Genomic DNA, 13,621 nt, shown 5'->3' with positions numbered 1-13,621 from the left:
ATCGAAAATGAACGGAGTGAAATTGGCCGCACCGTCGATTCTCGATATGCCGTTCGGAAAACAACCGCGCCGGGTCGCAGGTCGACGCGGCGCAGTCAACGCAATCAGGATGCGAACATGTTGAAAGTCACCAAGGCCGTGTTCCCCGTCGCCGGTCTCGGCACGCGGTTCCTCCCGGCAACGAAGGCGAGCCCGAAGGAAATGCTGCCCGTCGTCGACAAGCCACTGATCCAGTACGCGGTCGAGGAAGCGATCAACGCCGGTATCACCGAGATGATCTTCGTGACCGGGCGCAGCAAGCGCGCGATCGAGGATCACTTCGACAAGTCGTACGAGATCGAGGCCGAACTCGAGGCGCGCGGCAAGGAAAAGCTGCTCGAACTCGTGCGCGGCATCAAGCCGAGCAACGTGAACTGTTTCTACGTGCGCCAGCCGGAAGCGCTGGGCCTCGGCCACGCGGTGCTGTGCGCGGAAAAGCTCGTGCATGGCGAGCCGTTCGCGGTGATTCTCGCCGACGACCTGCTGCACGGCGAGCAGCCGGTGCTCAAGCAGCTCGTCGACGTGTTCGACCACTATCACAGCTCGGTGATCGGGGTCGAGACGATCCCGCGCGAGGACAGCCGCTCGTACGGCGTCGTCGAAGGCCGTGAATGGGAAGAGGACATCATCAAGCTGTCCGGCATCATCGAGAAGCCGGCGCCGGAAGACGCGCCGTCGAACCTCGGCGTGGTCGGCCGCTATGTGTTCATGCCGACGATCTTCGATCACCTGCGCCGGCTCAAGCCGGGCGCGGGCGGCGAACTGCAGCTCACCGACGCCGTCCAGTCGCTGCTCGCGCACGAACAGGTGCTCGCGTATCGCTACTTCGGCACGCGTTTCGATTGCGGCAGCAAGATCGGTTATCTGAAGGCGACCGTCGAGCTCGCACTTCAGCATCCGGAAGTGAGCCGCGAATTCGAGGCGTATCTGCGTACCTGCCTGCCCGCGCTGGCTGCTGTCGCATAAGCAGCCGCGCTGCTCCGTTGTTTCAGGTGGTGGTTGTTCCGTTGGCCCCGGCTGCCTTGCGCGTCGGGGCTTTTTTGCGTCCGCGCGAAACGGGGCGGTCGGTGGACGGCGGACGATCGGTCGGGCTGAAGTCGGGCGGGTTTGAAGCGGGTGAGACCGAGAGGGCGCCTGACGTACCGGCGCGCGGCTCGGCGTGCGGTGCGCGTCGGTCGCGTTCGGTCAGGATGTCCTGTCCGGCTGAAACCGGTGCCGGCGCGTTGGCTGCCCGCGATCTGATCGACGTTCGAGGGCGTAACCGCGGCCCGCGTTTGCGGCGATATCGACGCGGTTGATTGAAGCCTTGATCCTTCGGCGCAACACGTTTCCGGCGCCGCTTCCGCGTACCGCGCCGCTTTCGCATATCCGCACCGCGTACCGCGCCACGCGTTTCCCGCTCAGTGTGGCGACGTGCTCGGTCGCGCGACGAAGTGCCGCGCCAGCATCGCGGCGACCGGCTTCTTGAAGTCGAGCAGACGCTTTTCCAGGTAGCGCCACGACAGATGCGCGAGCAGCACCGCAAGCGCGAACTGCAGCATTTCGGGCAGGACGTCCTGGACGATCGCTGGGATCGGCACGTGCGCGAACGTTGCCGGCAGCACGCCGAAGCGCGCCGGAATCAGGTTGTGGAACAGGTAGAAGCCGTAGCTGATCGTGCCGAGATAGACGAGCGGCGCCCAGTCGAGCAGCGACACGGCCGGATGATCGGGTTCCGTGACGATCCACAGCATCAGCGAGCCGAGCGACGCGGACAGGCCGAGATCCGCGAGCCCCGTCACGAGGTCGGGCAGTGTCGTGAGCGCGGGCAGCACGAGGAAGAACACGACGCCGGCGGCGCCGAGCCAGCCGGGCGGAATGCGGCGTGCGACGGCCGGGCCGCGATCGGCGAGCGCCATCGCGCCGATGCCGCCGAGCGCGATCAGTGCGAAATTCCACGGGGAAAACGCGTAGATCAGCACCGGCGACGCATCGAGCGCATAGAGCGCGAGATGCGCGAGCGCGCATGCCGCGACGGCCGCGACGCCGAGCCGGACGTGTCGCGCCGCAGGCACGGCGAGCAGCGTCAGCGGCGCAATCAGATAGAACTGCTGCTCAACCGCGAGGCTCCAGAAGTGCGACGTGGAGCCCGGCCAGCCGTCCTTGACGACACCGATCCAGTAGTTCGACAGGAACGTCGCGTGCCACGCGAGCCCGAGATTCACGCCGCGCTGGTAGAACAGCGCGTGCGCGATCGCGAGCGCGGCGAGCAGCAGGTAGTAGACGGGAAAGATCCGCAGCGCACGCTTGGCGAGGAACAGCGCGAGCGCATGGCGGCGCGTCATCGTGCCGCGCTCGATCGCCTGACGGTTGCGATGAAGCTCGCCGACGATCAGGAATCCGCTGATGAAGAAAAACGTCCACACACCGAGTTTGCCCACGTCGACAGCGAGGACGTGGCCCTTGTGGGACAGGAAAACGAGGATGACGGCGATGGCTCGCAGGCCGTCGAGTCCTTTGACGTATCTGACTTCGCGCATGAAGGCATCCGGGGCACTGAGCGAGGTCAGTATAGGTGCGCAAATATCGAACGTAATTCCGGTTCGGACGTATACGTGACGACGTTTTTCGATGCTCGAGCGTCGGCGAAGTCGGTCGGGCGCAACAAAACCTGCGGGAAACCCCGCGAAAACGCATAAAAGTACTGCACGAAGCGTCAAGGCGCTTGTAGAATCCGGCGTTGAAGCGCGCGCGTTGCACGCTTCGTGTATCCAACGACCACACCTGGTAGGAGAAACATGGCGACTTCCGCAAAAAAGGTGGCCAAGAAGGCTGCCGCACCGGCCACCAAGAAAGTGGCTGCAAAAAAGGCTGCGCCCGCGAAGAAAGTAGTGGCCAAGAAGGCTGTCGCGAAGGCAGCACCGGCTGCTCCGACGCCGCTGAAGGACAAGTTCACGAAGGCATCGCTCGCAACGCACATCGCTGAGCGCGCAGCTGTCGAAGTGAAGGCGGTCAAGGCAGTGCTCACCGCACTCGAAAACGTCGTGCTGGGCTCGGTTCACAAGAAGGGCGTAGGCGAGTTCACGCTGCCGGGTCTGCTGAAGATCACGGCGCAAGTCGTGCCGGCGAAGAAGAAGCGCTTCGGCAAGGATCCGTTCACGGGCGAAGAGCGTTGGTTCCCGGCAAAGCCGGCCAGCGTGCGCGTGAAGGCACGTGCGCTGAAGAAGCTGAAGGACGCGGCTGCGTAATGCCGCGTAACGGTGGCCGACTGCAGGTCGGCGATCGTTGCGATGTCCGACGATCCCCGTACGCGAAAGCGTGCGGGGATTTTTATTGCGCTGCGCAAATCGGGTGGTGGCCGGGGCGCGGTGTGCGACCTCGTGTCGCGCGATGCGTATTCGGTGTCGCGTGTCGTCGGTGCGGATGGTGGGTGTGGTGCGTGCGCTCGCGGGTTGTCGTGTCGCGCAGCCGGTTGTTCATGCAGCGTCGTGCGAGCCTCGTTGTACGGGTCCGGACGCTGCTGTTCCCGTCGAGTGCGCCGGCAGTCTGAGTGCGGTTTGCGCTGCGAGCGGGCGGCACGCCGGCGCGACGCCGGACGCGATTCGCCCAGCGCTCGATGGCAAGCAGAGCGCGAGCAGCGACATCGACGTGCCGGTTGCTGTTGCTGCGTCACGCAGTGAGTTTGTCTGCGCTGCTCGCCGATGATCGACTCGCTGGATGCGCCGGTGCAGGCGCAGCGTCGATGCACGCCGGACGCAAGTAGGCGTCACGGTGCGCGGCAACGGAGTGTCGTGATGACATCTGGCGTGGCGCGAATTGCAATTCCGAGCGAGTGGTCGCGCTGCGATTTGTGTCGAGGGCATCGCCGAACCGGCGCGCATGGATCGCGATCTGGAGATTCTGCTGATGAAGCGATGCGTCGCTCGTCGCGGCGTCGTTCGAGCCGATGGCCGTGTGTGAGACGGTCGCCTCGCTTCTTGCGACCGTCGCGCAGCGGGATGCGAAACCGGGCTGGTGCAACGTCGTGCCCGCACTTGCGCACGCGGTCGGCACAGCGCCGCGGCGAGCGGAGTGGAGCGTCGCTCCGATACGTACGTGCCGATCGTTCCGGTCGCGCGCACCGGCAGGTTGCGCAGTCACGGTGACGGCGATGGCGCGCCGATCTTCGCCGAACCGGCGACGGCGACCGCATGCGTTCGCGACGCGACGCGCGATGCGCGACGTGCAATGAATGGGCAGCCGAACCGAAGCTGTCGGCGTAGCACGCAACCATCGCCCGAGATTGCGTCACTACGCGACGCAACGTCTCGGCAGCGGCGTCCCGCGCCCACGACCATGAACGAATCGACCGGTGCCGCACGAACGCCCCTGCGCGTCGCGTCGCGACGCATGCGTTGCCCCAATGCGCCGCCGTCAGCCCGCCGAGCCCTCATACGCCGCCTTCAACGCGGCGACATCGAACTTCGTCATCTGCATCATCGCGGCGGCCACGCGTGCGGCCTTGACCTCGTCGCGGTCGGCCATCATCGGGATCAGCGCGTCCGGAACGATCTGCCACGAGACGCCGTAGCGGTCCCGCAACCAGCCGCAACTGTCGGCTGTGCCGCCGTTCTCGAGCAGCGCGCTCCAGTAGCGGTCGAGTTCCGCCTGGTCGGCGCAACTGATCATCAGCGAGATCGCGTGGTTGAACGTCTCGGTGCGCGGGTGGCTCATCGCGATGAACGGCTGGCCGAACAGCTCGAATTCGACCATCCGCGTGCCGCCGGTGCCGGACACCGTCGTGACGCGCACGACGCGCGAGTTCGGGAAAATGCCTGAATAGAAGGCCGCGGCATCCTCGGCTTCCGTCGAGTACCAGAGGAACGGCGTGATCTTCTGAATCGTCATGGGATGTCTCCTGTCAGCGGTCGATAGGGCGCGGCAGCCTGCATGCGTGCCGCCATCGATACGACGGATGAAGCCTGTCGAAATCGACACGTCGAAGGATAGTCGCTCGAATCGTGCAACGCGCGTTGCGATCGGATGGAGGGCCGGGGCAAGGGCGATGTGCCGCGATGTCCGCGGGCGGGCTTCCGGCGCGTCACAGGCGGTCGAGGAGCCGCTTCCAGCCCGTGGTCGCACCCATGGGGCTGGCACACGATTGCAGCCCGCTACGGGGCCGCTGGCGACGGACGAAAAAAAACCAGCCACGGCCGAAACCGATGACTGGTTTTGCAGTTCGGCGACATGGCGTCGGAGACGCCATGCACGCCGGAAACGTACTTCTTAGAACTTGTGGCGCAGGCCGAGAGCGACCATTTCCTGCGACTTCGTGCCGGCGTAGCCGTACGAGCCGATGGATGCCTGTGCTGCCGACGTCGTGCCGTCGTCGTTCAGCTGCGTACCGCTTGCGTGCTGGTATGCGCCGACCAGGTAGACGTCCGTACGCTTCGACAGCGAGTAGTCGCCGCCCAGCGAAACCTGGTGGTACTTGGCGTCCGTGTTGCCGCTCGCCTTCGTGTACGAGTAGCCGAGGCCCAGCAGCAGCGGCGGCGTGACCTGGTACGTCACGAACGCGCGGCCCGTGTTGTACTTCTCGGTCGAACCGAACGTCGAGAAGCCGTCAGCCTTGTATTGTGCGTTGCTGTAGCCGAGGCCGAGCGTCACCGGGCCGATCGCGTACTGGCCGGCGACTTGTGCGATGCCGATCGACTTCGCCGTCGTGTAGCCGCTGTTGATCGGGCCGTCGAAGATCGCGTCCGACGTCGTCGACGTCCAGCCGCCGCGCACGCCGGTTGCCGTCAGCGTCGACGGGTTGTTCGCGTAGAAGTAGCCAGCTGCCAGGCCGATCGGGCCGTTGTTGTAGGCTGCTGCGACCGACCACGTCTGACCCGAGCCCGGCTTGCCAGCCACGCCGCTCAGACCATACAGGCCTTCGAACTGGAAGCCGCCCCAGACCGGCGAAGCGTACTTGATTGCGTTGCTGACGCGCAGGCTGTTGTCGTTGTTGTCGACGTCGCCCGGCGTTGCGAAGAACGAGCCGAAGTAGTTGTCAGCCGTGACTGCCTGAACCAGGTCGACCACCGGGTCGTACTGGCGGCCGAGCGTCAGCGTACCGTACTGGTTGCTTTGCAGGCCGACGTAAGCCTGGCGGTTGAAAATCGTGTTGGTTGCGCTGAGCTTGCCCGTGCCCGGGTTGAAGCCGTTTTCAATCTGGAAGATCGCCTTCAGGCCACCGCCCAGATCTTCCGCACCCTTCAGGCCCCAGCGGCTGCCTTGCAGGTTGCCGGACAGCATTTGCACCATGTTGTTTGCTTGGCCGTCATTGCCGTGAACCAGTGCGATCGACGTATCGATCACGCCGTACAGCGTCACGCTGGATTGAGCATGAGCAGCACCGGCGGCGCCCAGCAGGGCGAGCGAGAGGGTCGAGAGAGCGAGTTTCTTCATCGTTGAGTATCTCCACGCAAATGATTCATTCGTTATTTGTTGCGGATTGGAGAATAGCTCAGTGCCATAGAAGCAAGAAAGCTTAAAAAATAAAGTGTCTCGAAAAGGTAACAGCGGGGAAAAGTCCATATATATCAAGCACATCAAGAACTGTTCCGTTTTTTGAAATAGTTGACAATTGCTGCGCTGCGATTGTTGCAATGTGCGATGCACTCGACAACACATGGGCCAATTCGGCGGATTCGTGCATGGAAATCGGCATGTGCAAACGTTTGCCGTTGCAGCGGAGGGCGTGCGCCGATGCAACGAACGCATCAACGTCGCGCGCGAGCGCGTCGGCGAGGTCGTTGCGAAAACACGGACGGTTGCGTAAGGCGCGGCGCGCGCATAAACGTGCGCGGCCGCGTGACGAGCTGGAGGGGGAATCAGTTGCCGCGCGCGTGATCGGCGGGGCGCTCGGCCGGCACGGACACGGCCGGCACATCGGCGGCGCGGCGGTGCGCGACGCCGCGTGCGGCCGCGAATTCCGCGCCGAGCAACAGCACGGCGGCGGAGAAGTACAGCCACATCAACAGCACCGCGAACGATCCGGCCGCGCCGAACGCACTCGCCGTGCCCGCGTGCGCGAGATACAGCGCGAACAGCTTCTTGCCGCCGGAGAACAGGATCGCCGACACGATCCCGCCGACCGCCGCGTCGCGCCATGCGACGCGCGCGTCGGGCAGGAACTTCATCAGCGCGGCGAACGCGCCCGCGAGCACCGCGATGCCGACGAAGAATTGCAGCAGGTTGGTGACGACCACATACGGCGAATTGCCGAGCAGCCACGTGCCGACGAACGTGATCGCGGTGTCGAGCACGAGCGACACGATCAGCAGGAACGCGACGCCGAGCACGAGCCCGAACGACACCAGCCGCACGCGCACGAGCCCGAGCATGCTCGACCAGCGATTTTCGGTGCTCGGCCAGATCACGCTCAACGCCGTGTTCAGCGACGCGAACGTTGCCGACGCGCCGATCGCGAGTGCGGCGAACGAGATCAGCGTTGCGATGCCGCCGCGCTCGCCGGCGCGATGCGCGTTCTGCACGATGGTCTGGATGCTGGCCGCGGCATCGTTGCCGATCAATTGATGGGCCTGCTCGAACACCTGGCCGCGCGCGGCATCGTCGCCGTAGAACCAGCCGGCCACCGCGATCACCATCACGAGTGTCGGTGCGAGCGAGAACGCGGAGAAGAACGCGATGCTCGCGGCCATCGCCGAGCAGCGGTCGGAGGAGAAGCGCTTGAACGCGTTGAGTGCCCAGTTGGCCTGTTGTTGCGCGAGACGGGTGGCTTCCGAGGTGATCTGTCGTTTCATGGCGATTCGATTGTGTGCTGAACGCGGATATCGGCTGATCAGATAAATCAGTATTGATCCGAAGATTCCATCAAAGTTGCGCTGACTGTCTATAATCCTTTCAGTTTCCCCCTACCCCACAAAACCGCCGAGACCATCATGCTACAAATGTCCCGGCGCCAGTTCCTGAAGGTGACGGCCACGTCGCTTGCCGGATCGAGTCTCGCCCTGATGGGCTTTTCTCCGACGGAAGCGCTTGCCGAAGTCCGACAGTACAAGCTGGCGCGCACCACCGAAACGCGCAACACCTGTCCATACTGTTCAGTGGGTTGCGGCATCCTGATGTACGGCCTGGGCGACGGCGCGAAGAACGCGCAGCCGAGCATCATCCACATCGAAGGCGATCCCGATCACCCCGTCAATCGCGGCACGCTGTGCCCGAAGGGCGCGAGCCTGATCGACTTCATCCACAGCCCGAACCGCCTGACGCACCCCGAGTATCGCGCGCCCGGTTCGGACAAATGGGAACCGATCTCGTGGCATGACGCGCTCGACCGCATCGCGAAGCTGATGAAGGCCGACCGCGACGCGAACTTCGTCGAGACGGCCGAAGACGGCGCGAAGGTCAACCGCTGGCTCACGACCGGCATGCTGGCCGCATCGGCGGGCAGCAACGAAGTCGGTTACCTGACGCACAAGGCTGTCCGCAGCCTCGGAATGCTCGCATTCGACAATCAGGCGCGTGTCTGACATGGCCCGACGGTGGCAGGTCTTGCCCCGACGTTTGGCCGTGGAGCGATGACGAACCATTGGGTCGACATCAAGAACGCGGACGTGATTCTCGTGATGGGCGGCAATGCAGCCGAAGCCCATCCGTGCGGTTTCAAGTGGGTAACGGAGGCGAAGGCGCACCGCAAGGCGCGGCTGATCGTCGTCGACCCGCGCTTTACGCGTACGGCCTCGGTGGCCGACTACTACGCGCCGATCCGCACCGGCACCGACATCGTCTTCCTGGGCGGCGTCATCAACTATCTGCTGACGAACGACAAGATCCAGCATGAGTACGTGAAGAACTACACGGACTTCTCGTTCATCGTGCGCGAGGATTTCGCGTTCAACGACGGCATCTATTCCGGCTACGACGCGGAGAAACACGCGTATCCGGACAAATCGAGCTGGGACTACGAGCGCGGCGACGACGGCTTCGTGAAGGTCGATCCGACGCTGCAGCATCCGCGCTGCGTGTACAACCTGCTCAAGCAGCACTACGCGCGCTATACGCCGGAGCTGGTCCAGCGAGTCTGCGGCACGCCGAATGAGAAATTCCTGAAGGTCTGCGAGATGCTCGCGACGACGGCCGTACCCGGTCGCGCCGGCACGGTGCTGTACGCGCTCGGCTGGACCCACCACTCGATCGGCGCGCAGATCATCCGCACCGGCGCGATGGTGCAGCTGCTGCTCGGCAACATCGGCATCGCCGGCGGCGGGATGAACGCGCTGCGCGGCCACTCGAACATCCAGGGGCTGACCGATCTCGGGCTGATGTCGAACCTGCTGCCGGGCTACATGACGCTGCCGATGCAGGCCGAGCAGGATTTCGACGCGTACATCAAGAAGCGCGTGCAGTTGCCGCTGCGTCCGAACCAGCTGAGCTACTGGAAGAACTACAAGGCGTTCCACGTCAGCTTCATGAAGTCGTGGTGGGGCGATGCGGCGACCGCCGAGAACAACTGGGGCTACGACTACCTGCCGAAGCTGGACAAGCAGTACGACCTGCTGCAGGCGATCGAGCTGATGAATGACGGCAAGATGAACGGCTACATCTGCCAGGGCTTCAACCCGCTCGCGGCGGCGCCGTCGAAGGTGAAGACGGCCGCGGGCCTCGCGAAGCTGAAGTGGCTCGTGGTCATGGATCCGCTTGCGACCGAGACGTCCGAGTTCTGGAAGCATCACGGCGACTTCAACGATGTCGATGCGTCGAAGATCCAGACCGAGGTGTTCCGCCTGCCGACCACGTGCTTCGCGGAAGAAAACGGCTCGCTCGTGAGTTCGAGCCGCGTGCTGCAATGGCACTGGAAGGGCGCGGAGCCGCCGGGCGAGGCGAAGAGCGATCTCGAGATCATGTCGGGGCTGTTCCTGCGCATGCGCAAGATGTACCAGACGGACGGCGGCAAGTATCCGGATCCGATCCTGAATCTGACGTGGCCGTACGCGAACCCGGAAAGCCCGACACCCGAAGAGCTCGCGATGGAGTTCAACGGGCGCGCGCTCGCCGACCAGACCGATCCGAAGGACCCGGCCAAGGTGCTCGTGAAGAAGGGCGAGCAGCTCGCCGCGTTCGCGCAACTGAAGGACGACGGCTCGACCGCGAGCGGCTGCTGGATCTTCTGCGGGGCGTGGACGCAGGCCGGCAACCAGATGGGGCGGCGCGACAACGCCGACCCGACCGGCATCGGCCAGACGCTGAACTGGGCGTGGGCGTGGCCCGCGAACCGGCGGATCCTGTACAACCGCGCATCGTGCGACGTGAGCGGCAAGCCGTTCGACCCGACCCGCAAGCTGATCGGCTGGAACGGTAGCGCGTGGAAGGGCGCCGACGTGCCGGACTTCAAGGTCGACGAACCGCCCGAGAACGGGATGAATCCGTTCATCATGAACCCGGAAGGCGTCGCGCGCTTCTTCGCGCGTGCGGCGATGAACGAAGGTCCGTTCCCGGAGCACTACGAGCCGTTCGAGACGCCGCTCGCCGCGAATCCGCTGCACCCGGACAACCCGCTGGCGCTGAACAACCCGGCCGCCCGCGTGTTCGCGGACGACCGCGCGTCGTTCGGCAAGGCGTCCGAGTTCCCGCACGTCGCGACGACGTACCGGCTGACCGAGCATTTTCACTACTGGACCAAGCATGCGCGACTGAACTCGATCATCCAGCCGCAGCAATTCGTCGAGATCGGCGAAGAACTCGCGAAGGAAGTCGGCGTCGCGCATGGCGAGCGCGTGAAGGTGTCGTCCAAGCGCGGCTACATCGTCGCGGTCGCGCTCGTCACGAAGCGGATCAAGCCGCTGACGATCGAGGGCAAGACGGTCCAGACGGTCGGCGTCCCGTTGCACTGGGGCTTCAAGGGTCTCGCGAAGCCCGGCTATCTCGCCAATACCCTGACTCCGTCCGTTGGTGACGGCAACTCGTACACACCGGAATTCAAGTCGTTCCTGGTGAAAGTCGAAAAGGCGTAAGGGGGAAGAGATGGCATTGCAATCGCTGGATATCAAGCGCGTCTCGGCCACCACGACGCCACCGCCCACGGTGCGCGAACCGGTGACCGGGAGCGTCGCGAAGCTGATCGACGTATCGAAGTGCATCGGCTGCAAGGCATGCCAGACGGCATGCATGGAGTGGAACGACCTGCGCGACGAGATCGGCACGAACGTCGGCGTGTACGACAACCCGGCCGACCTGACCGAGCACTCGTGGACGGTGATGCGGTTCTCCGAATACGAGAACCCGGCGGGCGACCTCGAATGGCTGATCCGCAAGGACGGCTGCATGCACTGCGAGGATCCGGGCTGCCTGAAGGCATGCCCGTCGCCGGGCGCGATCGTGCAGTACAACAACGGGATCGTGGATTTCCACGAGGAGAACTGCATCGGTTGCGGCTATTGCGTGACCGGCTGCCCGTTCAACGTGCCGCGGATCTCGAAGAAGGATCATCGCGCGTACAAGTGCACGCTCTGTTCCGACCGCGTCGCGGTCGGCCAGGAGCCGGCCTGCGTGAAGACCTGCCCGACGGGCGCGATCGTGTTCGGCACCAAGGAGGACATGAAGCAGCACGCGGCCGAGCGGATCGAGGACCTGAAGGAGCGCGGTTTCGAGCATGCGGGGCTGTACGATCCGCAGGGCGTCGGCGGCACGCACGTGATGTACGTGCTGCACCACGCCGACAAACCGTCGCTGTATCACGGCCTGCCCGACAATCCGTCGATCAGCCCGATGGTGAAGCTGTGGAAGGGGATCGCGAAGCCGCTGGCGGTCGCCGGTCTTGCGCTGACTGCGCTGGCCGGATTCTTCCACTACACGCGGGTCGGTCCGAACGAGGTCAGCGACGAGGAAGAAGCCGCCGCCCGCGACGAGGCGCGACGCATCAAGGAGGACGCAAAATGAAGCACGACGACCCCAACCTGATCGTCCGCTACACGCCGAACGAGCGCACGAACCACTGGATCACCGCGATCACGTTCGTGCTGCTTGCGCTGTCCGGGCTCGCGCTGTTCCACCCGTCGATGTTCTGGCTCACCGCGCTGTTCGGCGGCGGCCAGTGGACGCGGATCCTGCATCCGTTCGTCGGTCTCGTGATGTTCGTGTCGTTCGCGATTCTCGTGGTGCGGTTCTGGCACCACAACGCGCTCGACGCGGACGATCGTCAATGGCTGAAGCAGATCGGCGACGTGCTGACCAACCAGGAAGACAAGCTGCCGCCCGTCGGCCGGTATAACGCCGGGCAGAAGCTGCTATTCTTCACGCTGGTAGCGTGCCTGCTGTTGCTCCTGCTGTCCGGGATCGTGATCTGGCGGCGCTACTTCTCGTTCTATTTTCCGATCGAGGTGATCCGCGCGGCGGCCGTCGTGCATGCAGTGGCGGCGTTCGTGCTGATCGCGAGCATCATCGTGCACATTTACGCGGCGTTGTGGGTGAAGGGCTCGATCGGCGCGATGGTGCGCGGCACCGTCACGCTGGGCTGGGCACGCAAGCATCACCCGAAGTGGTTCCGTGAAAGCGTGAAGTAGCGCTCCGGAGCGGGGCGGCGCGCCATCGTGGCGTACCGTTCCGCCACCGTCGGAATCGCCTGAAAAGCGCCGATTTGTCGGCGCTTGTTTTTTTGGATGACATTTTCGTGACACAACGCATTCTCGAACCGACCGAGATCTCGGCGCTCGATCATTCCGCCATTCCCCGCTTTCGCCTGCCGGAGCGCGGCACCGCCTTCGCGGCGCGCGCCACGCGGCTGCGCAAGCTTGCCGACCTGAACCCGATCAGCGGCTACCTGCGGCTGATGGCCACGGTTGCCGACGCGCAGCACGCGACGCTGCAGCAGTCGAACCTGCCGCTGCCGTCGCCGGAAGCGATCGCACGCGCGCAGGCGCATTCGATGCCGCTCGTGCCGGCGCTCGACGGCGAGCGCGATCCGCAGTGGCGGGCCGTGCTGTATGAACTGCTCGATCGCGTCGACAGCGCCGGGCTCGTCAATCCGTCGCTCGCGAAGCTGCTCGACCGGCTGCGCCTGATGTCGCCCGCCGAACTCGACGCGCAGGCCGACGCGATCCTCGCGCTGCGCTTCGCCGAAGTCGACCCGGCCACCGCACCGTTCCTGATGGCCGCGCTGCAGGTCGTGTGGACCGATCTCGCCAGCCGCGTCGCGCCGGCCGACATTCCGTATCTCGACCAGCCGGGGCTGTGCCCGGTGTGCGGCTCGCATCCGGTCGCGAGCGTCGTGCGTGTCGGCGGCCAGTTCCAGGGCTACCGTTTCCTGCAGTGCGGGCTCTGCACGACCGAGTGGCACATGGTGCGCACGAAATGTTCGCACTGCGACTCGACCAAGGGCATCGCATATCACGGGATCGAGGGCGGCAGCGAAGCCGTCAAGGCCGAGTCGTGCGACGAGTGCAAGACGTATCGCAAGATCGGCTACCAGGAGAAGGACTACGAGTTCGAGCCGCTGGCGGACGATCTCGCGAGCCTCACGCTCGATCTGCTGATGAACGAAGCCGGCTACCAGCGCAGTTCGCCGAACCCGCTGCTGTGGCCGGACATGTCGCGCGAAGCGGACTGACGGCACGCAGCCGGG

Annotated in this window: 10 protein-coding genes; 6 read left to right on the top strand and 4 right to left on the bottom strand. The window is 64.7% G+C overall.

Annotation, left to right across the window (positions count from 1 at the left end; all coding sequences use genetic code 11):
• Nucleotides 1–117 precede the first annotated feature (117 nt).
• Nucleotides 118–1,005 carry a UTP--glucose-1-phosphate uridylyltransferase GalU gene (galU, locus tag BX604_RS21145; RefSeq protein WP_096503905.1) on the top strand — a complete coding sequence of 296 codons (888 nt, stop codon included), beginning with the start codon at nt 118–120 and terminating at the stop codon, nt 1,003–1,005.
• A gap of 434 nt (nt 1,006–1,439) precedes the next feature.
• On the opposite strand, the gene BX604_RS21140 is transcribed toward galU, so the two are convergent.
• On the bottom strand, nt 1,440–2,558 hold the full coding sequence (locus BX604_RS21140) for an acyltransferase family protein (protein ID WP_098552501.1): 1,119 nt from the start codon (nt 2,556–2,558) through the stop codon (nt 1,440–1,442).
• 258 nt (nt 2,559–2,816) lie between these two features.
• On the opposite strand from BX604_RS21140, the gene BX604_RS21130 reads away from it, so the two are divergent.
• A complete protein-coding gene (locus BX604_RS21130) occupies nt 2,817–3,266 on the top strand; it encodes an HU family DNA-binding protein (protein ID WP_098552499.1) in 450 nt (149 codons plus the stop codon).
• A 1,165-nt stretch (nt 3,267–4,431) separates the two neighbouring features.
• Here the strand turns inward: BX604_RS21130 and BX604_RS21125 are convergent.
• From BX604_RS21125 to BX604_RS21115, 3 genes are all read right to left on the bottom strand, one after another.
• The gene (locus BX604_RS21125) at nt 4,432–4,905 is read right to left on the bottom strand and encodes a VOC family protein (RefSeq protein ID WP_098552498.1); all 474 of its coding nucleotides are present in this window, start codon (nt 4,903–4,905) and stop codon (nt 4,432–4,434) included.
• Nucleotides 4,906–5,283: 378 nt separating this feature from the next.
• A complete protein-coding gene (locus tag BX604_RS21120) occupies nt 5,284–6,447 on the bottom strand; it encodes a porin (protein WP_098552497.1) in 1,164 nt (387 codons plus the stop codon).
• Nucleotides 6,448–6,872: 425 nt separating this feature from the next.
• Entirely contained in the window at nt 6,873–7,805 is a 933-nt protein-coding gene (locus BX604_RS21115) for a YihY/virulence factor BrkB family protein (RefSeq protein ID WP_098552496.1), read from the bottom strand.
• A 138-nt stretch (nt 7,806–7,943) separates the two neighbouring features.
• Between BX604_RS21115 and fdnG the strand changes: the two genes are divergently transcribed.
• The 4 genes from fdnG (at nt 7,944) to fdhE (ending at nt 13,606) form a co-directional block, all read left to right on the top strand.
• Nucleotides 7,944–11,015 carry a formate dehydrogenase-N subunit alpha gene (fdnG, locus tag BX604_RS21110; RefSeq protein WP_098552495.1) on the top strand — a complete coding sequence of 1,024 codons (3,072 nt, stop codon included), beginning with the start codon at nt 7,944–7,946 and terminating at the stop codon, nt 11,013–11,015.
• A 10-nt stretch (nt 11,016–11,025) separates the two neighbouring features.
• A complete protein-coding gene (gene fdxH / locus BX604_RS21105; protein ID WP_098552494.1) occupies nt 11,026–11,940 on the top strand; it encodes a formate dehydrogenase subunit beta in 915 nt (304 codons plus the stop codon).
• Nucleotides 11,937–12,563 (top strand): formate dehydrogenase subunit gamma, encoded by a 627-nt coding sequence (locus BX604_RS21100; RefSeq protein ID WP_096503886.1) that lies wholly within the window; start codon nt 11,937–11,939, stop codon nt 12,561–12,563. The genes fdxH and BX604_RS21100 overlap by 4 nt, the downstream gene beginning before the upstream one ends.
• A gap of 107 nt (nt 12,564–12,670) precedes the next feature.
• Nucleotides 12,671–13,606: a formate dehydrogenase accessory protein FdhE gene (gene fdhE / locus BX604_RS21095; protein WP_175776274.1), complete on the top strand. Its 936-nt coding sequence runs from the start codon at nt 12,671–12,673 to the stop codon at nt 13,604–13,606.
• The last annotated feature ends 15 nt before the right edge of the window (nt 13,607–13,621 follow it).

The organism is Burkholderia sp. JKS000303 (assembly GCF_002563755.1).
Taxonomy (GTDB): Bacteria; Pseudomonadota; Gammaproteobacteria; order Burkholderiales; family Burkholderiaceae; genus Burkholderia; species Burkholderia anthina_B.
This window is presented reverse-complemented; position numbering and strand designations above follow the sequence as displayed.

Excerpts from the sequence above, each read along its gene's own strand:
- BX604_RS21140 (WP_098552501.1), bottom strand. The coding sequence starts at position 2,558 with ATGCGCGAAGTCAGATACGTCAAAGGACTCGACGGCCTGCGAGCCATC.
- BX604_RS21100 (WP_096503886.1), top strand. The coding sequence starts at position 11,937 with ATGAAGCACGACGACCCCAACCTGATCGTCCGCTACACGCCGAACGAG.
- BX604_RS21120 (WP_098552497.1), bottom strand. The coding sequence starts at position 6,447 with ATGAAGAAACTCGCTCTCTCGACCCTCTCGCTCGCCCTGCTGGGCGCC.
- BX604_RS21115 (WP_098552496.1), bottom strand. The coding sequence starts at position 7,805 with ATGAAACGACAGATCACCTCGGAAGCCACCCGTCTCGCGCAACAACAG.
- fdxH (WP_098552494.1), top strand. The coding sequence starts at position 11,026 with ATGGCATTGCAATCGCTGGATATCAAGCGCGTCTCGGCCACCACGACG.
- BX604_RS21130 (WP_098552499.1), top strand. The coding sequence starts at position 2,817 with ATGGCGACTTCCGCAAAAAAGGTGGCCAAGAAGGCTGCCGCACCGGCC.
- galU (WP_096503905.1), top strand. The coding sequence starts at position 118 with ATGTTGAAAGTCACCAAGGCCGTGTTCCCCGTCGCCGGTCTCGGCACG.
- BX604_RS21125 (WP_098552498.1), bottom strand. The coding sequence starts at position 4,905 with ATGACGATTCAGAAGATCACGCCGTTCCTCTGGTACTCGACGGAAGCC.